We start from the raw sequence: 22,753 nt of genomic DNA, 5'->3' as shown, positions 1-22,753 counted from the left end.
ATTTAATGCCCTATTCTTTAACGCAGAATTACGAAAAAACCTACTATAATTTCAGTCTCCAGCTCCTGGGTGATTTTCCTTAAATTCCGGTTGCAAAGCTTCCACCAATACTTTGCTCTCTAAAAACCTTCCAAAAAGTACTTTTCCCATTCCACACTATTGTTATTTTATACTAATACATTATAACTTATATAATATTATATTACAAGATATTATTTATACTAATCTCTGATATTAATATTGCTCTTACTTATAACTATTTATTTAATTACCCTACTGTTTGAACCTCTTTATAATTAACTGTTTTCTCGTTTATATCTATATTATAATTATACCCAATTTCTAAAGCTTTTAAATTCTTTTCTATTGTTGACTTGGGTACCTTCATTGCAACAGCTTTTTTAATGGTTTCAAATGATACAATTTTTGTAACCCTTACTAATAATCCCAACATAATAATATTTGTGTATAAGCTTTTGCCAAACTTGTCTATAGCCAATCGCGTTAATGGCGCCTTTATTATATTAGGATGTTTAGGTACTTTGCATACTAAATCTTCATCTATAATTAGAATTCCTTGACCTTTAAGCTCGGAAAAATATTTATCTGCAGCTTTTTGAGTTAAAGCAATAACTATATCTGGTTTAATTATTTTAGGATGATTTATAAATACCTTAGATATTATAACCTCAGACTTACAGTTACCACCCCGTGCTTCTGCTCCATAAGACTGATATTGAACCACTTCTTTACCTTCCATAACAGCTGCTTCACCCAAAATTATTGCAGTAGTAATTATTCCTTGACCACCAGAACCGCATAACTGTATTTGTTTCACTCTTCTCTCCTCCATACCCTGTTAATAATTTTGTTATACTCTGTACTGTATTCCGGTTCGCTAATTTTACGTAAAACACCAATCGGAAACTTATCACTTTCTCCATCGTTTATTGTTTTTTTATAATCTTTTATGTTAACTGCATTTTCCTTCATCCACAGTAACATTTTTGATGCATCACCAATTCCATTCCTTCTACCATAATTAGTAACACATTGTGTAATAACCTCAACTAATGAAAATCCATTGTTAGAAATGCCTTGAAGAATTAAATCAACTAAAAGCTGTACATGATAAGTTGTACTTCTAGCAATATATGTAGCTCCAGCCGCTTTTGCAAGTTCACATACATCAAAAGACCTATCAATTGATCCATAAGGTGTTGTTGTTGCCTTTTTTCCTTTAGGCGTAAGTGGTGATGCTTGTCCTCCTGTCATACCATAAATATTGTTATTAAATAGCACTACTGTTAAATCAATATTTCTTCTTGCTGCATGTATAAAATGATTTCCTCCAATTGCGGTACAATCACCATCCCCTGTTATTACAATAACTTTTAATTTAGGATTAGCTAATTTAATACCTGTAGCAAATGGTATTGCCCTTCCATGAACTGTATGTATTGAATCAAGATTCATATAAGAATATGCCCTAGATGAGCAGCCAATTCCAGATACAATGACTACATTATCCTCATCAATATTATATAGTTCAATAGCCTTAGCAATAGCTTTCATTATAATACCGTTTCCACAACCTGAACACCACATATGTGGCAGTCTATTCATAAGCAAATACTTTTCGTAATTTCTCTCATGATGTATCATTTTACCACCCCTGTTCTTAATTTCTGAATGGCCAAGAGTATTTCTTGTGGGGTGAATATTTTAGTATTATATTTAGGTAAAGAAATAACTTGAGCAGCACCACCTGCAACACGTTCTACTTCTAAAACCAGTTGACCATAATTCATTTCTGGAACAAGTATTTTTTCTACTTTATGTGCCAACCTTTTTATAACCTTACTAGCAAATGGCCAAATTGTCATTAATCTAATCATGCCAACTTTAATTCCTTTTTCACGTGCAATTTTAACTGCTTCATATGCTGTTCTAGCTGTTCCCCCATATGCTACTACTGCATATTCTGCATCTTCCATATAAAATTCGTCATAATGAGTAATCTCATCTTGTACTCTGCTTATTTTTTTATGTAAACGTTCAATGGTATACTTAGTCATTTGTTCACTACTATCTGGAAAACCTTCTTCATTATGAATAAGACCAGTAACATGAATTTTGTATCCCATTCCAACATCAGCTATATTAGGAACACAATCTTCCATAGTATTATATGGCTTATAATCCTTGCCTTTTGGACACATAGGTACACAATGTGGATATATTTCTATATCTTTAGCTTCTGGCAAAATAACCTTTTCTCTCATATGACCAACAACTTCATCAAGTAAAATAATAACTGGAGTACGAAACCTTTGAGCATAATTTACGGCAAGTACAGTTACATTAAAAGTCTCTATTACTGTCCATGGTGACAATGCAATCATAGGATGATCACCATGAGTTCCCCAACGTGCTTGCATTACATCCCCTTGTGATGGTGATGTTGGTTGTCCTGTAGATGGTCCCATACGTTGAACATCTGCAATTACAATTGGTATCTCAGATGCACAAGCATATCCAATTAATTCTTGCTTTAACGAAATTCCAGGGCCTGCACTAGCAGTGAGTCCTTTTTTACCAGCCAAAGCTGCACCAAGCACTACTCCTATACCAGCAATCTCATCTTCCATTTGTATAAAAGTACCACCTACGCTAGGAAGTCTCTCAGCCATGATTTCTGCAATTTCTGTAGATGGTGTAATAGGATATCCACCAAAAAAGTTTATTCCCGCAGCCAATGCACCTTCTGCACACGCTTCATTCCCTTGCATCAATCTAGCACTTCTCATACTTCTAGCCTCTTTTCCACATAAATTGCATAATCAGGACATCTTAATTCGCATTGGCCACAATTTATACATGCTTCTTCGTTAACAACTTTTACTTTTTCTAAATCATCTAAAGCTAAAACTTTTTTTGGGCAAAATGATATACAAATGTTGCAACCTTTACATCTTTCTTTTTTTATCACAAATTTCACTTTCATGATTATTCACCCCATTTATTCCGCCACAATAATATATATTGTGGTATTTAATAGCTAACTTTCTCAGAACAAAATATAATATTATTTAAATACCTTGTATTCAGGAGGTCGTTTTTCATAAAATGCTCGTATTCCTTCCTCTCTATCCGGATGATTAGCTAATACCGCTTGGCACATTTTTTCATATTTCATTCCAAATTCGTTTCCTGCACTAGACGCAATATTTATAGATGACTTTGCTAAATATACAGCCATCGGTGATTTACTTATTAGCTTGTTTACTATTTTTTCAGCGGCCAATAATAACTCTTCTTTTTCTGCTATTTCATAAACAATCCCCAAAGCTTTTGCCTCTTCTGCATGTATTCTATCGCCCAATAAAATTACCTGCTTTGCACGTGCTGTACCTATAAGATAACTAAGTCTTTGCGTTCCTCCTGCAGATGGAATTACTCCTAAATTTACTTCTGGCAATCCAAATACAGCATTTTCACTTGATACTCTGAAATCACAGGATAAAACAACCTCCATACCTCCTCCTAAAGCATAACCATTTACGGCTGCAATTACTGGAAGTTTAAACCTTTCAATTCTTGAACATAAGCTTTGTAAGCCAGATTCAAGAATTTGCAAGGAAGTTTTTTTCTTTAGTTTCTTTAGGTCTGCACCTGCTGAGAAATATTTATAGCCTTTTCCAGTCAAAACTACTGCTCTTAGAGTATTATCCTCACTAATAATATCTAAAGCATTATTAATTTCACTTACAGTATATTCATCTAACGCATTACAAACATTCTCCCTACAAATAGTTACTAATGCATACTTATTTTCATTTATATCTAATTTAATATTTTTAAATTCCATTGATCTTTAATATGGCAAATAGCTACCATATTCTCCTCCCATGATATAATTGATATTTATTTTATATAGTTATTTCAAAAAAACCTTAGGTGGAAGTCCTCCCCCATCTAATTCTATTACTGTACCTGTAATATACTGATTTTGTGCAACGAAACATACAGTATCCGCAACCTCTGACTCGCTTGCAAACCTTCCTAATGGTATTTGTTCTCTCAATTTATCCATATAAATTTTATGTCTCTCATCTTTTTTACAAGCATTTATTAATGCCTCACCTTCAATAGCTCCTGGTGCAATTGCTACACAACGTATTCCATACTTAGCTAACTCCAGTGCCCATGTTCTCGTTAATGAAGTTACACCTGCTTTAGCTGCTGTATATGCTGACTGCCCATACGCTCCATTTCTAACCGCTGTTACAATATTCACAATAGTGCCTTGAGCGTTCTGTTCAAGCATTATACCTGCCTCTTCTCTTCCACATAGAAAAACAGAATTCAAATTAATATCAATAGTATTTTTCCAAGCCTCAAGGCTGTGCAACAAAATCTCTCCATCTTTTGTTTTTTTAACTAACTTTTGAGATAAATTTTTGCCAACACAATTTATACACAAATCCAAAGTTCCTTGTTTCTTTACTTTTAGGAAAAGATTTTTTATTGAATCTTCATTTGTGGCATCTGCAACTTCTACATTAATGTTGATTTCATTTTTTTTAGCTATTTCTCTTGCCTTATCCAAATTTTCTTTTCTTGAACTAACAATAGTGACATTCCACTTTTTCAAAGCAAGTTTACAAGCAATAGCAAAACCTATCCCTTTACTTCCTCCAATAACAACAGCATTCTTCCCCATAAAACGTTCTCCTTTACTTTAAACAATAAAATCAATAGTAATACATACCCTATTTCTTATATTTAAATAGAATACCTCCCCAGTTCACACCTCTTCCAAAGCTGCATGTAAAAATAGTATCTCCTGGTTTTATAATACCCTTATGAACATTTTCAGATAAGCAAGAAGGTCCCCCAACACTTGAGGTATTTCCACGATATCCAATATTAAGTAGTAACTTTTCCTTAGGTATTGATAAAGTACTAGCTATCTTATTTATCATATTAATATTAGCTTGATGTGGAATAAACCAATCAACATCATCAATGCCAATATTATTTCTTGTAAAAATTTCCCTTGAAACATTTATTAGGCTTTCAGTTCCTATAGCTGAAACTTCCTTACCTTTCATAAGTATATTGTTATCATCATCTATATCAAATGCATTAAAGTGACTTCCATCAGAATGCATAACAACATCAATTAGCCCTGATTCCTTGCTATCTGATCTTTTCCATACAGCCGCAGCCGCTCCCGCACCAAATAACGTAGAATTTTTATATTTAAAATTTAATATAGGCTTTGGATTTTCTGCACATACCACTAATGCAGTATTTAAATTGAGGCTATTTAATAAAGATACCGCCACAGTACTTATATCAACAAATCCTAAACAAGCAACACCGCTAACATCAAAAACAAAAGCTTTTTTTGCCCCTATTGCAGCTTGAAGTGGAGGTGCTATGTCCATATAACGATTAAATCTAGTTGATGGGTTTGAAACAGCACGAGTTGTAGAACTTGTACATATTAATACATCAATATCTTCAACTGTAATTCCCGCATCTTTTATTGCCATTTCAGATGCCTTTTGTGCCAATTCTAAATGACGTTCTTCATTTGTATCTGCCCAATGACGTGCTGAGACACCTGTATGTTCTACAATCCATTTGTTATCAAATCCATATAGTTTCTCTAACTCTTCATTTGTAACCGGTTCACCAGGAAAATAATGACCTATTCCTGCTAATTCAACTGGTACTCCAACAATTTTACTAGGTATACTTTTAATCATTATCTATACACTCCTTCTGGGTCCATAGTCCACACTAATTTTCTTTCTTCAAAACTAATATTTGCTTCTTCTATTAAATCTTTATCTACATCTACAGCCCAATTCGTTAAATTATTAATATTATCTTTAGGATCTTTATATAAAGACTCTTCTGAATACCAAGTTTCCAATTTAAACTTCTCATTTTTATTGTTACGTCCAAATCTACCAAAGGTAGTTACAACATCTTTTACATTTGTACCTGGACTAGTTATAAACTCAACCTTATTAACCATTCTCTTTTTTCCAGCAGCTACTATAACCATACTATCAGTAACAGAAGCAATATCATTAGCACCACCTGAACCAGTCATAAAACTACCATCTTTTAATAAGGTAGAATTTATATTACCTTCCTCATCTACTTCTGCTGCTCCTAAAACTCCCAGGCATTTTCTTTGATATCCAACCTGTGCACCAAGAATTTCGAGAACATTACTCCACTTTTCACAATTAGCAGCATGGCGTTGACTAAATAAAAAAACATCTCCATAATATGGAACCATACCATAAAAACCAAGCTCTGACATTATCCTTACATGTATTCCTTGCTTTTCAAGTACAGAAGAAGCTATCCACGCGGCAATATGCGCAAAGCCTATTCCTGCCAAAATAGTTCTATATTTGTATTTCTTTACTTTTTCAATAATAGCTCTAGAAGCTAAAATAATTAAAATTTCGCCAACACTTGGTTTTCCAGTAGGCTCTATATCTATCTTAGGTAAAGTAGGCTTACATATAATACTTTTCTTTTCTCTTCTTATCATCTCTAAGTATTCGGCTTGTCCTATATTAATCCATTTATCAAACCATTTTTCAGTGTTTTCAGATGTTTTAGTAGCATTTCTAGCTTCATCGAAATAATCATAATCATCGTAGTAATTTTCAATATCAACAACACCATCTATTCTCATCCCTTGTGGATATGCTCCAAATGGAACTTCACAAACACCTATTACTCTATCCCCCGGTATAACAACTTTATCTATATTCTTTTTAATAACCTCTGACGAAACAATTTTTTCTACTGTTACCAATACACCTTTTTTTGCAGCTAAACATCCCCAGTTTCCTTCACCTAATGGTCCACTTAAAACAACATTTCCCTTTTCATCAGCGCAAATCCCATGAACCAATGTTATATCAGGAGATAATGACTTAAGCAGTGTGATACTTTTTTTACTATCACATGGATCATTTATTTTAAATGCGTAATCCCTTGCTTCATCAAGTAAATCACTATCAGTTAAAGAATTAGTTGTAACATACGGTAAATTTAATGCCCCTCCCATTAATCTTTCAATAAGTGTTAACATAGAGGTTTGCTCTACAGTAAATGGTTCTCCCTTTGATATAATATTTTTATACACCCAATTAGGCCTAGGTTTTGGACAATTGTCACCAAAAAAGCCTGTAATTACATGCTTAGCAATACCTGACATAGCAATTGCGTGTAAATTACCAACCAAACCTGTTGCACTAATGGTAAACTCAGGGCTATCCTTTTTAAAACATCTAACTAAAGAATTTACTGCAGCATTAGGCCTGGACATTGTAGCTGCTATATGTATATACATACCCTTTTTTATATTTTTAATCATCATATCGTCAAGATCCGAATAAATTATATTTTTCATTATTGAACCTCTCCTAATCCTACCATAGCGCTTTGGCTACCGTGTGCATGTGTAAATGATATGATGTTTTTGACTTTTGTTTTTCTTGGTCCTTCAGCCACATGATCAAAATCACATTCAGGATCAATTTTTTCAATATTTATAGTCGGACAAAGGGTTTGATTTTTTATCATTAATGCACTTGCTGCTATATTCAACACTCCCGAACCACCAAAAAGATGTCCAAATATAGGTTTTATTGCCCCCATTGGCGGACGCTTACTAACCTCTGGATAAATATTAGAAAGTATTCTGCATTCCCCTAAATCATTATATTTCGTAGCTGTTCCATGTGCACAAACATAAGAAATATCCTCAGCTTGTCTATTCATTCCTACCAGTAAACGGTTAAACATTTTTGCATTAGGTTTACCAGACATATCCATTCGTGTAGCATGATGAGCCTCATTAATTTCTGCATGATCAAGCAACTCACAGTATATTTTTGCTCCTCTTGCAATTGCCTTATCTTTTCTTTCAATACATAAAGCAACCGCTCCTTCGCCAAGTGCAAATCCATCTCTATTTAAATCATATGGTTTCATTGCTTTTTTTGGATCAACAGCTTCTTTAGTATATACGTAACTTTTTTCCGATGTATATAAACCAATAAGTGGTGGGATAACAGGATATTCCTCTCCACACACAAACATAACATCTTGGGCACCTCTTCGAATTTCATTCATTGCAATACCAATAGCTTGATTTCCTCCTACACACGCAGAAGAAAGCGAGCATACTAAGCCTTTTATGTTAGCATATATTGCGTACATAGTTATTGATGTACCATTTAAACCTGTAATCATATCATCACTATTTAATAATATTTCATTTCCCTCAGTCATCTGCTTTTTAGCAGTACGATACCACCAACTTAAGGTTCCCCTCGAAGATGATCCCATAATACCTATACGTTCTGGGTCAACATCTCCCTCTAAAAGCTTTGCATCCTTTCTAGCATTTTCAAGTGCAGACATCCCCATAAGAATCTCCCTATCATACTTCTTTGTAGCAAAATGCTCGTTTAAATTAGGCAAATACTTAGTATAATCGAAATCATTTATTGTAGCAGCAACTTTTGCTTTTAAATTAGTAGTATCAAAACGCTTAATAAAATCGATTTGTGAATTTCCCTGAGAAACATTTTTCCAAAAGGTATCAACATCATAAGTATTTGCTAAAATTGTACCTATACCCGTAATAACTAAATCAGTATTTTCTTTCATTACACTTCATCTCCCCATGTTATATATTGAAATTATTAAATTAAAAAGCAAAAATATTGTTCATTATTTTATAGATTGAAATAAAAAACAATATTATTAGCTGCTTTAATAACTGGCGGTATATTTTCAGACTATTTTAAAAATTACATCTTTTATTATGCAAATTAAAGCCCCAAATAATTATTAAAACAAATATAATTTAGACAAAATTACACTTTTTTACTTATAATATTACATTTTACTTAATTTAATATTAATTTATATTTATAACTTATAATCTTTTTATTTGATTTAAAGTAATTATATTACAGCAACTTTATTTTACCATATTTTCCTTAACTGTCAATATAATAATTTTACGTTAATACTTATTATTAGCCATATTTCAAGCAATTACTTTAACATTATTTATATTTTTCATTATTGGATTACATCATAAGACATGCTCTGTTAAAAATATATTCTTTAAATCATCAGTATGTAACAATATTATCAAGTTTTTATTTATTAGTATTAATTTGCTTTAATATTTGTAAAAACAGAATATATGCAAATATGCTCCCCTTACAGCAAATGTTCCATTGTCCCATTTACCATAAAAGAAGCATATTTTACTAAAGTCCTCATTTATGAATTTCCAATATATTTACGTAAAACCTCCTGCGTATTTTCCCCAAGCTTGGCTACTAAATTTTTATCCCTAGAAATAATGGATGAAAATTTAACCGGATGTTCTAGCACTTTTATCTTTCCTTTACAAAAATGTTGCTTAGTTATCAATTGTCTTGTTTTAATATGATTATTACTCTCTAATTCATCTAATCGTAACACCGGTGAAACACAGGCATCTACATCTTCAAAAATCTCCATCCACTGCTTTAAAGTTTTAGTCTTTATTATATTTTGAATTTCATCCTTAATTATAAACAGCTTTGAATTATCATATACAAATGTAATTAAATCTTCTCTTTCAATAGCAATACAAAACCTTTCCCAAAACTTAGGTTCAATGGCTGCAACTGCTAATCCCCTACCATCTAATGTTTCATACACACAATAACTAGCACTTTTACCAAAAAGCACACTTTCATACTGATTTGGTAACTCATTCTTTCTATAATAGTCTGGCATAATACACTGAAGACAATTTGATAATGTAACATCCATTAAAGAAACATCAATGTATTGTCCTTCGTTGTATTTATTTCTATTCTGAAGCGCTAATAAAATAGCCACCGCACTATTTAGACTACCAACCACATCCGATAACTGGAAAGGTGGAAATGTCATATTAGAAGCATCATTTCCATTTGTCCTATTTATAATATCAAGCACACCTGAGTAACTTAAATAATTAATATCATGTCCTGCCTTATTGGAATACACCCCATCTTGTCCATATCCTGTTATTGAACAATATATAAGTTTAGGATTATATTTCTTAACACTTTCATAATCAAGTCCTATTTTTTTCATTATATTAGGTCTATAAGATTCTACTACAATATCTACATCTTTTATAATTTTCTTTATAATTTCTATACCATCTTCTGTTTTTAAATCAACACAAATACTTTTCTTATTACGATTAAGTGTAGCAAATATAGCACCGTAATCTTCATCACTCCTACATCTGAATTTTCTATTATAATCACCTTTATTGGGTTCTTCTATCTTAATAACTTCTGCACCATAATCAGCTAATATTTGCGTACACAATGGTCCAGGGAAAAGTCGTGTAAAATCTAATATTTTTATTGATTCTAGTGGTAACCTTTTTACGTTTGCTTTTTTATCATTAAAGCTTTCCTCACCATTTACATATAATTTATTAATATTATCCTTAATCACTTCTTCCATACAATTGTATACCCCCTAAATAGTATATCTAATTACTAAATTAAAAGTCTTACTAAAAATATGTTATCCCTAAAGAACGTATAATTCCTCATATTTAATTACAGTTTATATCCATTATAATAGTATATTACTACTATAAATTACATTTTTCAAACATTTTTACTTAAATTCACTTTTTTCTTCAATAATTTCAACTAATTATATATATAATCTTACTTATTATTAGTTTTATTTCTTTAAATGTGGTTAGAATTATTAATATAATCTTAATATGAGATATATTTTAATGGATTCTAAAGAATTTACACTTTCATTAAATTTATACCCTGTACCTTTAATTAAATGAAAGGAAAGAATATAATTATGAAAAAAATTACTATGATATTCACTCTTATTATGCTTTTCTTATGTAGTGGATGTGCTAAATCTACTATAAGCAAAGCTTCGAATAAAATCACACCTAAACTCAATTACAATAAAATTCATTATTCACAGTATCAAAATGACTGCTACAAAAACGGAAATTCCATTGGAAACATAAGTAACTACGGTACTTCCCTAGCCGATAAAAATTACATATACTACTCTGCAACCTATGGAGCTCCAGGTATATATCGAATGAATTATGATGGTTCAAATAAAAAGAAATTAACTTCTGATAAAGCTTATTATCTTAATTCAGATGACAGCTTCATATATTATAGAAATGTATCTGATGATGGAAAGCTATATAAAATAAATAAAGGTGATCTAAAAACTTATAAAATTTCAGATGATAAAGTATTCTATCTTAATCTGTCTTCTGGCTATCTATACTATCAAAATGAAAATGATGAAAACAAATTATATAAAATGACTATAGATGGTCTAAATAAGCAAAAATTAAACAACTCTTATTCCTCCTACATAACGGTTTTAGATGATTATATATACTATCAAGATGAGACTAAGGGAAACTCTCTATATAAAATAAGGAAAGATGGTTCAGACGAAACTAAGCTAAACAACGACATTTCAATTTATATAAATACACACAAAGATTTAATATATTACACAAATGATTCAGATAGCGGAAGTTTATATAAAATCAAAAAAGACGGTGAGGGAAAAGAGCAGGTTGATGCCTCCCCTTCACATTTCTTAAATTTAAGTGACAACTATATATACTCTAGCGACAATAAAAGAAATTCTTTTTTCAAAATTAATGCAGATACTTTAAGAAAAACAACTTTTAATCTTAACAATGTATCAAAGGTCTCAAACATAAATATTACACCTAACTTTATTTTCTTTGATGGTACAGAAAATGGAGTAACCTCAAATTACATTATGAAAGCAGATGGAAGTGAACTTCATAAGCTTCAATAATTTTAATTACAAAAGGCTTTCTGTGATAAGATAAAAATCACAGAAAGCCTTTACAGTTTTATTCCTTCTTTTATACCCTTTTACATAAGATAGTTTTTGTTATATTGGATAATTCTATACCTAATAATTTATAAAAATCACATCACTTTTTTATAAACTAAATTACATATATGTATATATTAATTTGAACTTCCTTAAAATTCATTTTATAATAAAAAGTGGTTTTAAATCACAAATACATACTTTAGGAGGAATTTTATGAAACTCAAAAAAATGTTCAGTACATTATTAATAGCTGTATTTGCTTTTTCATTTACAACTACTAATAATATTTCTGCTGATACTACACCACAACTAGATTTAACCGTCACGCCTAATAATGATGCAAATTGTAATGACTTAAAATGGAATATGTCTGGTGCATCGCAAGATTATTCCTATAAGTTATATTCTAAAAAATCAACAGACTCACAATTTCAAACTACGCCTTGTAAAGGTACTACTACAGACAAGGTTCATGTACTAAATGTTTATCCAGATGCAGGAAACAACCTAAAAAGTTGGATGGAAGATCCTAATCCAGAAGATGCAACAGGATATGGAAAAGGCATTATAACTGTTACTGAAATCCCACTAAGCACATTTAACTCTAATCCTAATATAAAGGATAGTAATGGAAATGAGTATGATGTTATTATGTTTGGTTCATGGGATAGTAACAATTCAGAAGATTTAAATGCTACTTCTGAACCTGTTGTTGAATCATTCATAAAAAGTGGCAGAGGTGTTCTTTTTGGGCATGATACTATAAACCAAACTTATTTTTCTAAATTAGCCAATTATGCAAACTTAAACCTGAAAACAAATTCTAATCCTTATACAGGTTCTGCCAACGATAACGGTAGAATCTTACCAGCTAGCTCCACTACTTCTAATCTTACTAAAGTAAAAACAGGTTCTTTAGTAAACTATCCTTGGACAATTAACAATAACTTATCCGTACCTGTAACCCATAATTCTCAACTATCATATGGAGATATTTGGATTAGATTTACTCATAAATCATATACCGCTGATGATATGATTAACCCTGGAAACTTCTATTTAAGTACCTGGAATAATACAGCAATGATTCAAACAGGTCATTCAAATGGACAAGCTAACTCTGATGAAAAAAAATTACTTGCAAATACTCTATTATATTTAGCTCAAGTAACAGATCAAACCTCTTGGGAGGATCATAAAGGACAAGATGTAGATGCACCAAATAAACCTGTTATAAATTCTGTAACTAATGATACTTCCAAAAATCAAATTTCTCTAGATTATTCATCTACAGATAACGGAAGTACCTATGATTATTATGTTGAAGCAACAGGAAAAAATGATGGCACAAAAGTAAGTTCAGCTACAAAAACAGCAACTGTTACAACTGGTATAAATGGCTATTCTATTGTAGTGGATCAAAATCCTGATACAATTCCTGGTAATACAATTACTACAACTTCAACAAATTATGTTATAAATAATTCATATAAAAATGATTTTTATGTTCATATTGCAGCAATAGATAAAGCTGGAAATATATCAGAAGTAACTCATCAAAAGGTTCAAGTTCAAAATGCTACTGGCATAACCTTAAATAAAAATACAGATGAATTGATAACAGGACAAAATGACAAATTAATAGCAACCATAACTCCTGATGATGCAATAGACAAAAGTGTAGTATGGTCAACAAGTGATCCATCCATAGCCTCAGTAGATTCTAATGGAACTATAACAGCCCAAAATGAAGGAACAGCAACAATAACAGCAACAACAGCTGATGGAAAAACAGCCTCATGTGTAGTAACTGTTACTCCAAATCGTGATAAAGCAAGATTATCAATAACAATGACGAATGGACAAACTGAAACATTTATAACATCAATGGATATCGTTAATAACTTTATATCCTGGTATAAATTAAAATCAACTGGTGTTGGTCAATTAGACTATATATTTAATAAATTAAATGCAAGCATATTAAAAACAGAATATATATCCTTTGATAAAATATCATCCTTTGAAGTAGCTGATTTCACTAAAATTTCACCTACAAATATTACAAGAATAAACTTAAACAAAACTACAGATAAATTAAAACCAGGTGACTCAGATATACTTTCAGCAGCAGTTACACCAACTGATATTTCAAGTAAAGGCATAACTTGGAGTAGTAGTGATAAAACTATAGCTGATGTTGACTCTACAGGAAAAATATCAGCATTAAAGGATGGTACTGCAATAATAACTGCTGCAACAGCTGATGGAAAAATAGCTAAATGTACAATAACTGTAGATTCAACAGCTAATACTGATATTGCAACATTATCTATAACAATGACAAATGGACAATCTAAGATATATGATATACCAACAGATACGATTAATGATTTTATCGGATGGCGTAATTCAAGATCAGCTGGTGTTGGCGACCCTTTCTATACTTTTGATACAACACAAACTTTTGATTCAAGCATAATAAAAACAGATTATGTTATATTTAATGAAATTTCATCTTTTGATATATACAATTAATTAATATTATTAAAAGAGATGCTGTTACGCTAACCAGCATCTCTTTTAAATTCATATTAAGCTTTCTGACTTACAAACCTTATTGTATTCCCTATATTCTTAATTCTATCCACAATCATAGCTACCCCAATAGGCATAACTACTCCAAATAAAGCATAAACAATCCACCAATCAATGTGATTAGTTATAGTTCTGTTATTTAAATAAGAATAGTCCATTTTATAAATATTTATTTGCATGAAATTAACGAGCTTAAAGGAAATCATATGAAGTGCTAAAATTGACAGGCTATTTTTACCTATAAACGCCAATGCCCCACACCTCTTCTTATTAACTAAAACTTCTGCTAAATACAAATTTAAATATATTCCTAGAACAGAATTAGTAACAAACACTATAGGATACATATAAAAATTCCCCATATTAGTACCTACAAATTGACAACTTAAAATTATTCCAGACAAACTTAATATTGCTAAATATAAATTTAATTTAATATATGCTTTGTATTTTTTATACATATTACCAAGGAAAAAAGCTAGTAGACTTACAGGGACAAGGCTCCAGGTTGGAACTGTAAAACTCCCCTTACCACTTCCCACGTGTCTTGTTACAACAACATCCGCAGCAAATAATAATATCATAAATACTGCCCCTACAACTTCTTTTTTTACTACTTTAAGCTTATTAAGGACAAAATTTATAGCCCAAAATACTATATTAGTAATAAATAAAACCTTAATGAACCAAAATTGTCCAAGTGCATCTGACTGTATTTCATGAAAGGTTAAAATCTTAAACGCTGAGCTTACAAAATCCTTTATACCATAATTTTGATAATGATATATATTAAATTTCACAAATACATTATGCAATATCAAAAATATAAATTCATAAGTTATAAAAGGTACATACAAGGTTTTTATTCTTTTTTTAATTAACTCTATAGGGTTACTTCTATATTCCTCCTTATAAAAATATCCCGATATAAAGAAAAATAACACAACATGATAGGAATACACAAATCTAAGTAAGGGCGACTGTGTATGTCCAATTACTATAGCAATAATCCCCAAGCCCTTTATAACATCCATCCCTATTGAACGTTTATTTTCCATAGTTCTCCTTTTCTGCGTACATTTTTTCCAAAAATAAAAGGTAAATATTTATTTATAGCTTCAATAATTGGTTTAAGTACTGCTAAACATATTCCTATATCTACTAATGTTACTAGACTTCTAAAAAAGAAATTACCTAAAGGCAGCTTAAGAGCACTCTGAATAGGATCAAGAATTACTATAAAAATAATAAAATGTAATCCCATAATTGCAAGGCTGTTTTTGCCAAGCCACTCTAAAAGCTTAAATTCACCTATTAAATTAGATAATATAATAATACTTAAACTTCCAGTTAATGAGGTTACTATAAACACCAAGTAATTTCCATACCTGTCCACTATCATTTGAACTATAGTATTGTTTAATCCAATGGAAAGTATTAATGTTAAAAAAGCCATAATTAAAAGCATAGGAATAGTATTTAATTTAAACTTTATTTTTATGTTCTTAGCAAAATCCCCCATAATATAAAATGCAATTCCTGTAAATGCTACATCTAATTTTAGTGGAAGATAAATTTTAAACTCTGAAACACTCCAGCCTAAAGCTAAAAATAAACCTATAAAAACAAAATAAAATTTTCTGTTATATAAAAGTTTATTTACTGGATAATATAAGACATATACCACAAATAAGCACACTAAAAACCATAAAGGACCATTCCAAAATCCATTTGGTGTTAAATAAAAGAATTCACTTATAAGCTCTTTTCCGTTTACCCTACTTAATATATTAAAATTCATAGCTATAAGTTGAATACCTAGTGAAATAATCCAAAAGAATATATATGGTACAATTATAGTTTTAAACTTGTGCTTAACATATAAAAAATATCCTTCACCTTTATCTCTATATAAATATCCTGAAATCAAGAAGAACAACGGTATATGAAAAGAATAAATAAACTTCACCATAATATCTGGTATAGATCTATGTCCTAGCAAAACTAGTAAAATTCCAATTCCCTTAGCAATATCTATACTCCTATTTCTTTCCATCTTCTCCCCCAAGGTCTATATCTCTTCTGCTATTTTTTCATCTTCTTCGTAATAATAATTACCATAATACCCACGTCTGCTTTCCATCTTCACTCTATTTAAAACTGAACCTATTATATTAGCATTAACATTCTCTAACAGTTCCTTAGCTCTTTTAGCTGCTTCTATGTCAGCAACTCCAGAACTTACAACAAGAATAACTCCATCTGCCATAGTTGATAAAACCTGTGGATCTGTTACTGCTATTACCGGTGGTGCATCAAGTATTATATATTTAAAATTTCCTCTAGCTTCTGCTAAAAATTCCTTCATCCTTTTTGAAGCTAACATTTCAGCTGGATTTGGAGGTATTTTACCAGCTGTTAATACACATAAATTTTTATTATACCAATGATTTGCCTCTTCAAACTTAATGTGACCTGCAAGAACATTTGATAATCCATCATAATTTGATATTTTAAATTTCTTGTGTACACTTGGTTTTCTTAAGTCACAATCTATAAGCAGAACTGAATTTCCTGACTCAGCCATAGCTAAAGCCAAATTACTGGAAGTAGTAGATTTTCCTTCTCCTGGTCCTGAACTAGTCACAAGTATCAACTGCATATCTTTATCAAAACTAGAAAATTGTATATTACTTCTAAGTGTTCTATAAGCCTCTGCTATAGGTGATTTTGGTTTATCCTTAACTACTAACATTTTCTCTCCCCCTTACTGCTCTTCATAATTAGGTATAACACCAATTACAGGCAAATCTAAATATCTTTTTACATCTTCTTGAGTTTTTATAGTCTTGTCTACATAATCTTTAAAAAAAGCTATACCAATGGATACAAAAAGTCCTAAAACTAACGCTATCGCTACATTCATTGCTTTTTTAGGCTTTATAGGGGCCTTAGGTATTACTGCACTATCAATTATTCTAGCATCTCCTGCTGTGTATACCTCTTTTGATACTTCTACAAAGCTATCAGAAAAATCATTTGCAATATCTGATGCTTTAACAGGTGATTTTGCAGTTGCCGTTACATCTATTATTTGTGTACCGGTTTGTGGTGTAACTGTTATTGCACCTAAAACTTCATCCGCTGTTGTTCCATCATTTAACTTACTTACTGTTTTATTTGCTACTAACTTAGACTGAGCTATCTCTGCATAAGTTTTTGTAAGATTTTGAGACATCATAACATCATTGTATTGTTCATTAGTACTAGATTTTGAATCATTTTTTCCTATTATAATCGTAACATGTCCTTGATAAGTTGGTTTTATTATAAAAAAGCTTAAAATTACCGAAAATACCACAAAAATTGTTGTTACTACTGTAATCATTATTTTTTCTTTTTTTAAAACATCAAAGATTCCATTAAAATCTATATCATTTTGCTGTTCCATCAAGTACCCTCCCATTTTCACATTTATATTAATATTTTAAATATGACTACTACATTATAAACTAAAATAAGATGATTTGAAATAGTTTTCGCTCATATTATTTGAAAAAAGCAAAAATTCCTTTGGTTTTCTTGAATTTTCGTGCTTTACTTTCAATATTCTCATTTTTTATAAGCAAATTAGCATTTCTCACAAATTTTTCTCCTAATCCATGATCTATCTTTGTAATCTCCTTTAAAGCCTTATTATAACCAGGCGCTCTTTTTCCTATAGAATGAGCGTCCGAAGAAATAAAAGTCGCTACCCCTTCTTCTATAAGCCTTATAGCTGTATTTTGTACAATTTTTCCCCAAAGTCCCTCAATACTACCTGCATTTATTTGAAAATAAGTATTTTCTTCTATAAATTCATTTATTTTGTATATATCCTTTTGAATATAAATATATCTTTCAGGATGAGCTATAATAGGCTTAACTCCTTTTATCTTAAGTTCATACAAAATATCTATTACATTTTCATTTAAATGCATCATATCAAATTCCACCAGCATATAATTTGTATCTTTGATGCATCCTATTTTTCCTTCCTTATATGCGTCAAGTGTATAATTATCTATAAAAACTTCTTGACCTGGTATAATATCTATTCCAACGGCTTTTTCTTTCAAAATTTCATTTAATTCATTTGTCTTCTCTTCGATTAAAGAAATGCTATTCTCAAATTTTCCTCTATAGTAGTGAGAGCTTGCAACCATTTTAGTTATACCTCTCTCTTTAGCTATACTTAGCATTTCAAGTGTAGTTTCAATTGAATTTGATCCATCATCAATTCCTGGAATAATATGCGAATGTATATCTACCATTTTAAATTCCTCCTCTATTTAGCTGGTATATCAACAAGTGAAGTTTTAGCTGTAGGCTTTATATCATCAAATATATATTTTCTCATTTGGTCAGCCGTAACCCCTAAATCCGTTTTAAGATACCAAACATTGTCTATCATGGCACCACTACAATAACCGTCTATAGGAAATCTCTCTTGATCTATAGTACTCATATTTGATGAAATAAATTTTGTACTATAGCCAGCAATATCAACTCCACTTAAATTTGTTTCTGTATATGGAAGTACTTCATCAAGTATGCTTAACATATTTCCTTTTCCCTGTCCTTGAAGTTTATTGAATACTGCCATAAGTACCGTCCTTTGTCTTTCAGTTCTTTCAAAGTCACCACCTGCTGTATACCTTATTCTTGAATATGCAACTGCTTGTCTTCCATCTAAAAGCTGTTTTCCAGAAGAAGTCACATGATTAGGAGTAACCTTTTCGTACTTTGATACTTCATCTATATATGAGTTAAGATACTTTATTTCATCAGGTTGAACATCTATTTCAACACCATTTAACTTATCAATAATTTTTTCAAGAGCATAAAAGTCAACTGTTACATAATTCTTAATATTTAAATTAAAATTTTCATTTATAGTTTTTATCGCAAGCTGTGGTCCACCATAAGCATAGGCATGTGTTATTTTAGTCATTCCATGTCCATCAACCTTTACATAGGTATCTCTCATTATGGAAGAAATTTTTAGTTTTTTATGCTCAGAATCCATTGTTAAAACCATAATAGCATCTGAACGAGAAATATCTGTTTTTAAACGTCTATCAACTCCAAATAGTGCTATATTTACACTGTCCTTATACTTACTTAAATCTGTTTGTGTTTTATTCGATATTCCAAGGTCTGTAGGTTTTTTTGATATTTCTGTCTTCTTCATTTTACTTGTCTTAGAGAAAAAATACGCTCCGCCTGCTGCACCTAAACCAAAAATCAAAACAAAGAATATAATAAAAATTGATTTAACAATTCCGAATTTCTTTTCTTTTTTGTTTTTCATAATTTCTCTCCTCATACCCTTTTTATTTTTTTATATGAAAATGCTACCAATGTTTTTATTTCCTCTACCCTCATAATATATAAAAGAACTACATAAACAATTAAAGCTAATATACTTAAACCTCCAAAACCAATAATTTCAATACCTATAGATTTGTTTAGAAGCATTATTCCTAAAAACTCATAAAATATCTTTAAAAAAATTCCCATACAACAACATGCAAAAACAACCTTAAATGCTACTATTATAGTCTTTGTATAGTTTATATTTTTAAGTCTTGAATTTAATTTTATAAAAAGAAGAAGGGTAGATATGTATGCTGCTATAGAAGATGCTAATGCAATTCCTCCAAGCTTTAAAATGTCCTTTAAATAGTACGCCAATATAACATTTGTAAATACAGTAATAGCCGAATTTATCATAGGTGTCCTTGTATCCTTTAATGCATAAAACATTCTACTTAAAAGTTCCCTAAGACCTGCTGCAAGAATACCTATAATATAATAAAACAAAGCTGTAGCTGTCATTATAGTTGATTTATTTGAAAACGCATCTCTCTCAAACAAAATCTTAACTATAGGCACACTTTCAATAAGCACTATTGTCATTATTGGAAATAAAATTATAATTATTGACTTTATTGAATTATTAAAGGTATAAATAAGTTCCGTAAGTTTATCCACAGAAGACAATTTTGCCATTCTTGGGTACATAACTGTAACAATTGATATAACAAATATATCCATAACTAAAGAATTAAGTCTAGAAGCATAACTCAGTGCTGCAACACTACCGGTTTCAAGTGATGATGCAAATCTCCCATTAAAAAGTGAAGTTATCTGTTGAACACTGGTGCCAAGAAGTATAGGCACTAATAAAATAGTCATTTTTCTCAAATCATTATCTGAAATATTTAAAATAGGTCTATATTTGTATTTCATTTTTGATAAAGATGGTATATGAATTAAAAATTGAATAAACATAGAAAATACAATAACTTCTGTTAAACCTACAACACCATATTTTGAACTAAAAAATATTAAATATCCAATCACTAACAAATTATATGGAATACCGATTAATGCTGGAATTAAAAAGTGTTCCTTTGCCTGTAATATGGCAGTAGATAAAAACACCCAGGTATTTACTATTATTATTAGTAGAAAAATTCTTGTTAATTTTATCGTTAATAAATACTTAAAACCATGAAAATCTGGTGCTATTAACCTAACGAATTGAGGACAAAACACTTCTCCTATTAAAGTTAAAACTATTGATAATAAAGTTAGTACAGTTATAACATTATTTGAAAACTTAAAAGCTCTCTTCTCTCCCTTTGTAACAATAACATCATTAAATATTGGAACAAAGGTATTTACAATTGCCGCTCCCATTATGGCAAATATTATATTAGGAACTACTGATGCCATAGAAAACGCATCTGCAGATATACTAGTACCAAATTTAGAGGCCGTAATAAAATCTCTTGCAAAACCAGTTAGTTTTGACAACAAATTTATAATAATAACCATAGATGTGATTTTTAATAAAGATACCTTTTTATTTTTTGTCATTTTACTTACCTCTCATACTTAAGTCCATGAAACTTAGTACAGTAGACTATAAACAATATCATTGGAACAGTGAAATGTATTGATCCCGTTGTCATTGAGCTTATTATAAAAAACAAAATTTTATTTATATCTGTAATATTCTTTTCTCTAAAGTCCACATAAAGATTTTTTATTATAAATGCAAATACAGCTAATATAAGAATTGCTCCAAACCTAGAAGCTATTTCTAAAAACAAATTGTCTGAAAACTCTACAATAGTTATAACTGAATTTACATAAGTATACATTTGTACTTTTATGTTAAAAGGAACACCTATAACCCAATATTTTTTTATATACTCCAAAGCTACCTGCCACTTAACCCATCTATTATCTGCCTGAATGTAGCTTGCAGAAAAAAAGTAAACATTGTATTTAGTTATAGCAATCCATACAGCTGTAGACGCTATTCCTATAATAGAGGTAGTTATTAAAACCTTCTTAACTTTTCTACCACTTTTATGTTTTAGTATTTTTATAATAAGATATAAAAATAATATACCAATGGCAGTTCTAGACAACGTAAGCATTATACATATTACAAGAAGAAATCTATATATATTAAATAACATTTTAAAGCTATTTTTCTCTCTATAATCCACTATTAAATAAACCATTACAAAATATAATCCGGCATGATTAGGCGATGCAAAAACAGACATCATTCTTATCTTATTTAAAAATCCCATACTATAAGCTTGAATTATATTAGGCGCAACGAGACCATAATAATTATTTTTTATAAAGAATAAAAATGAAAATCCCATTACTACTATAGAAGATAAAATAAGTGTATTTATAATACTTTCTTTTTTTACATTAATGTTAATAATAATAATGAAACACACAAAACTGAATAAATAATTGAAATTATTGTTATCAGCTAGCCATTTTGTAAAATCACTTGGATTATTAATAGCTAAAAGTTTAAGTGCCAACACTACAAAGAATATCAAATAAATTATCATTACCTCTTTAATTTTAGGCGTCATCCTTTTAAGTCTTCTTGTTATAAAAATGGAGAAGATAAGAGCTACGACAAGTCCAATCTTAATAGCATTTACACTCAAAAGACTATCTTCTCTAAGTGTTAAAATACCTTTTATAATAATCTCAAAGGTGGAAAACACTATAAAAATATTTAATAATATTTGCCCTAATTTATCCTGCCTCACTCTTGATAACATATTTTCTC

General features: G+C 30.3%; 20 protein-coding genes and 1 other annotated feature (1 of these 21 only partly in view). Of the genes, 2 read left to right on the top strand and 18 right to left on the bottom strand.

What is annotated here, in order from left to right:
• Window positions 1-163: a binding site (T-box leader), on the bottom strand; it reaches 57 nt to the left of the window's first position.
• Window positions 164-268: 105 nt separating this feature from the next.
• From CLFE_RS04525 to CLFE_RS04480, 10 genes are all read right to left on the bottom strand, one after another.
• Entirely contained in the window at window positions 269-838 is a 570-nt protein-coding gene (locus CLFE_RS04525) for a 2-oxoacid:acceptor oxidoreductase family protein (RefSeq protein ID WP_207651319.1), read from the bottom strand.
• Window positions 835-1,665: a 2-oxoacid:ferredoxin oxidoreductase subunit beta gene (locus CLFE_RS04520; protein ID WP_077892423.1), complete on the bottom strand. Its 831-nt coding sequence runs from the start codon at window positions 1,663-1,665 to the stop codon at window positions 835-837. Before CLFE_RS04520 ends, CLFE_RS04525 begins: the two co-directional genes overlap by 4 nt.
• Entirely contained in the window at window positions 1,662-2,810 is a 1,149-nt protein-coding gene (locus CLFE_RS04515; protein WP_077832206.1) for a 2-oxoacid:acceptor oxidoreductase subunit alpha, read from the bottom strand. The genes CLFE_RS04520 and CLFE_RS04515 overlap by 4 nt, the downstream gene beginning before the upstream one ends.
• Complete coding sequence (locus CLFE_RS04510; protein ID WP_077832207.1) at window positions 2,807-3,007, bottom strand: 4Fe-4S binding protein; 201 nt, start codon at window positions 3,005-3,007, stop codon at window positions 2,807-2,809. Before CLFE_RS04510 ends, CLFE_RS04515 begins: the two co-directional genes overlap by 4 nt.
• Before the next feature lie 81 nt (window positions 3,008-3,088).
• Window positions 3,089-3,871, bottom strand: coding sequence for an enoyl-CoA hydratase/isomerase family protein (locus tag CLFE_RS04505; RefSeq protein WP_077892422.1), 783 nt, complete (start codon window positions 3,869-3,871; stop codon window positions 3,089-3,091).
• Between the two features lie 69 nt (window positions 3,872-3,940).
• Window positions 3,941-4,726, bottom strand: a complete 786-nt coding sequence (locus CLFE_RS04500) for an SDR family NAD(P)-dependent oxidoreductase (protein WP_077892421.1) — start codon at window positions 4,724-4,726, stop codon at window positions 3,941-3,943.
• A 49-nt stretch (window positions 4,727-4,775) separates the two neighbouring features.
• Window positions 4,776-5,780 carry a ketoacyl-ACP synthase III gene (locus CLFE_RS04495; protein WP_077892420.1) on the bottom strand — a complete coding sequence of 335 codons (1,005 nt, stop codon included), beginning with the start codon at window positions 5,778-5,780 and terminating at the stop codon, window positions 4,776-4,778.
• Complete coding sequence (locus CLFE_RS04490) at window positions 5,780-7,456, bottom strand: CoA-transferase (RefSeq protein ID WP_077892419.1); 1,677 nt, start codon at window positions 7,454-7,456, stop codon at window positions 5,780-5,782. The genes CLFE_RS04495 and CLFE_RS04490 overlap by 1 nt, the downstream gene beginning before the upstream one ends.
• On the bottom strand, window positions 7,456-8,721 hold the full coding sequence (locus tag CLFE_RS04485) for a beta-ketoacyl-[acyl-carrier-protein] synthase family protein (protein ID WP_077892418.1): 1,266 nt from the start codon (window positions 8,719-8,721) through the stop codon (window positions 7,456-7,458). The genes CLFE_RS04490 and CLFE_RS04485 overlap by 1 nt, the downstream gene beginning before the upstream one ends.
• A 627-nt stretch (window positions 8,722-9,348) precedes the next feature.
• The gene (locus CLFE_RS04480; protein WP_077892417.1) at window positions 9,349-10,581 is read right to left on the bottom strand and encodes a CaiB/BaiF CoA transferase family protein; all 1,233 of its coding nucleotides are present in this window, start codon (window positions 10,579-10,581) and stop codon (window positions 9,349-9,351) included.
• A gap of 363 nt (window positions 10,582-10,944) precedes the next feature.
• Here CLFE_RS04480 and CLFE_RS04475 point away from each other — a divergent pair, with 363 nt between their 5' ends.
• On the top strand, window positions 10,945-11,949 hold the full coding sequence (locus CLFE_RS04475) for a DUF5050 domain-containing protein (RefSeq protein WP_077892416.1): 1,005 nt from the start codon (window positions 10,945-10,947) through the stop codon (window positions 11,947-11,949).
• A 258-nt stretch (window positions 11,950-12,207) separates the two neighbouring features.
• Window positions 12,208-14,532 carry an Ig-like domain-containing protein gene (locus tag CLFE_RS04470; protein WP_077892415.1) on the top strand — a complete coding sequence of 775 codons (2,325 nt, stop codon included), beginning with the start codon at window positions 12,208-12,210 and terminating at the stop codon, window positions 14,530-14,532.
• Window positions 14,533-14,588: 56 nt separating this feature from the next.
• Here the strand turns inward: CLFE_RS04470 and CLFE_RS04465 are convergent, their stop codons facing one another.
• The 8 genes from CLFE_RS04465 to CLFE_RS04430 all read right to left on the bottom strand — a co-directional run bounded on the left by CLFE_RS04465 (window position 14,589) and on the right by CLFE_RS04430 (window position 22,745).
• Complete coding sequence (locus CLFE_RS04465; protein ID WP_077892414.1) at window positions 14,589-15,650, bottom strand: acyltransferase family protein; 1,062 nt, start codon at window positions 15,648-15,650, stop codon at window positions 14,589-14,591.
• On the bottom strand, window positions 15,629-16,648 hold the full coding sequence (locus CLFE_RS04460) for an acyltransferase family protein (protein ID WP_077892413.1): 1,020 nt from the start codon (window positions 16,646-16,648) through the stop codon (window positions 15,629-15,631). Before CLFE_RS04460 ends, CLFE_RS04465 begins: the two co-directional genes overlap by 22 nt.
• A 15-nt stretch (window positions 16,649-16,663) precedes the next feature.
• Window positions 16,664-17,347: a CpsD/CapB family tyrosine-protein kinase gene (locus CLFE_RS04455; protein WP_077892412.1), complete on the bottom strand. Its 684-nt coding sequence runs from the start codon at window positions 17,345-17,347 to the stop codon at window positions 16,664-16,666.
• A 12-nt stretch (window positions 17,348-17,359) separates the two neighbouring features.
• Window positions 17,360-18,043: a YveK family protein gene (locus CLFE_RS04450; protein WP_077892411.1), complete on the bottom strand. Its 684-nt coding sequence runs from the start codon at window positions 18,041-18,043 to the stop codon at window positions 17,360-17,362.
• A gap of 97 nt (window positions 18,044-18,140) precedes the next feature.
• The gene (locus CLFE_RS04445; RefSeq protein ID WP_077892410.1) at window positions 18,141-18,905 is read right to left on the bottom strand and encodes a tyrosine-protein phosphatase; all 765 of its coding nucleotides are present in this window, start codon (window positions 18,903-18,905) and stop codon (window positions 18,141-18,143) included.
• A gap of 14 nt (window positions 18,906-18,919) precedes the next feature.
• Entirely contained in the window at window positions 18,920-19,945 is a 1,026-nt protein-coding gene (locus tag CLFE_RS04440; RefSeq protein WP_077892409.1) for an LCP family protein, read from the bottom strand.
• An 11-nt stretch (window positions 19,946-19,956) separates the two neighbouring features.
• Complete coding sequence (murJ, locus tag CLFE_RS04435) at window positions 19,957-21,519, bottom strand: murein biosynthesis integral membrane protein MurJ (protein ID WP_077892408.1); 1,563 nt, start codon at window positions 21,517-21,519, stop codon at window positions 19,957-19,959.
• 5 nt (window positions 21,520-21,524) lie between these two features.
• Window positions 21,525-22,745: an O-antigen ligase family protein gene (locus CLFE_RS04430; protein WP_077892407.1), complete on the bottom strand. Its 1,221-nt coding sequence runs from the start codon at window positions 22,743-22,745 to the stop codon at window positions 21,525-21,527.
• Window positions 22,746-22,753 lie beyond the last annotated feature (8 nt).

This window comes from Clostridium felsineum DSM 794 (assembly GCF_002006355.2).
Lineage (GTDB): Bacteria > Bacillota > Clostridia > Clostridiales > Clostridiaceae > Clostridium_S > Clostridium_S felsineum.
The sequence above is the reverse complement of the archived record's forward strand: the minus strand, read 5'-3'. Positions and strand labels throughout refer to the sequence as shown.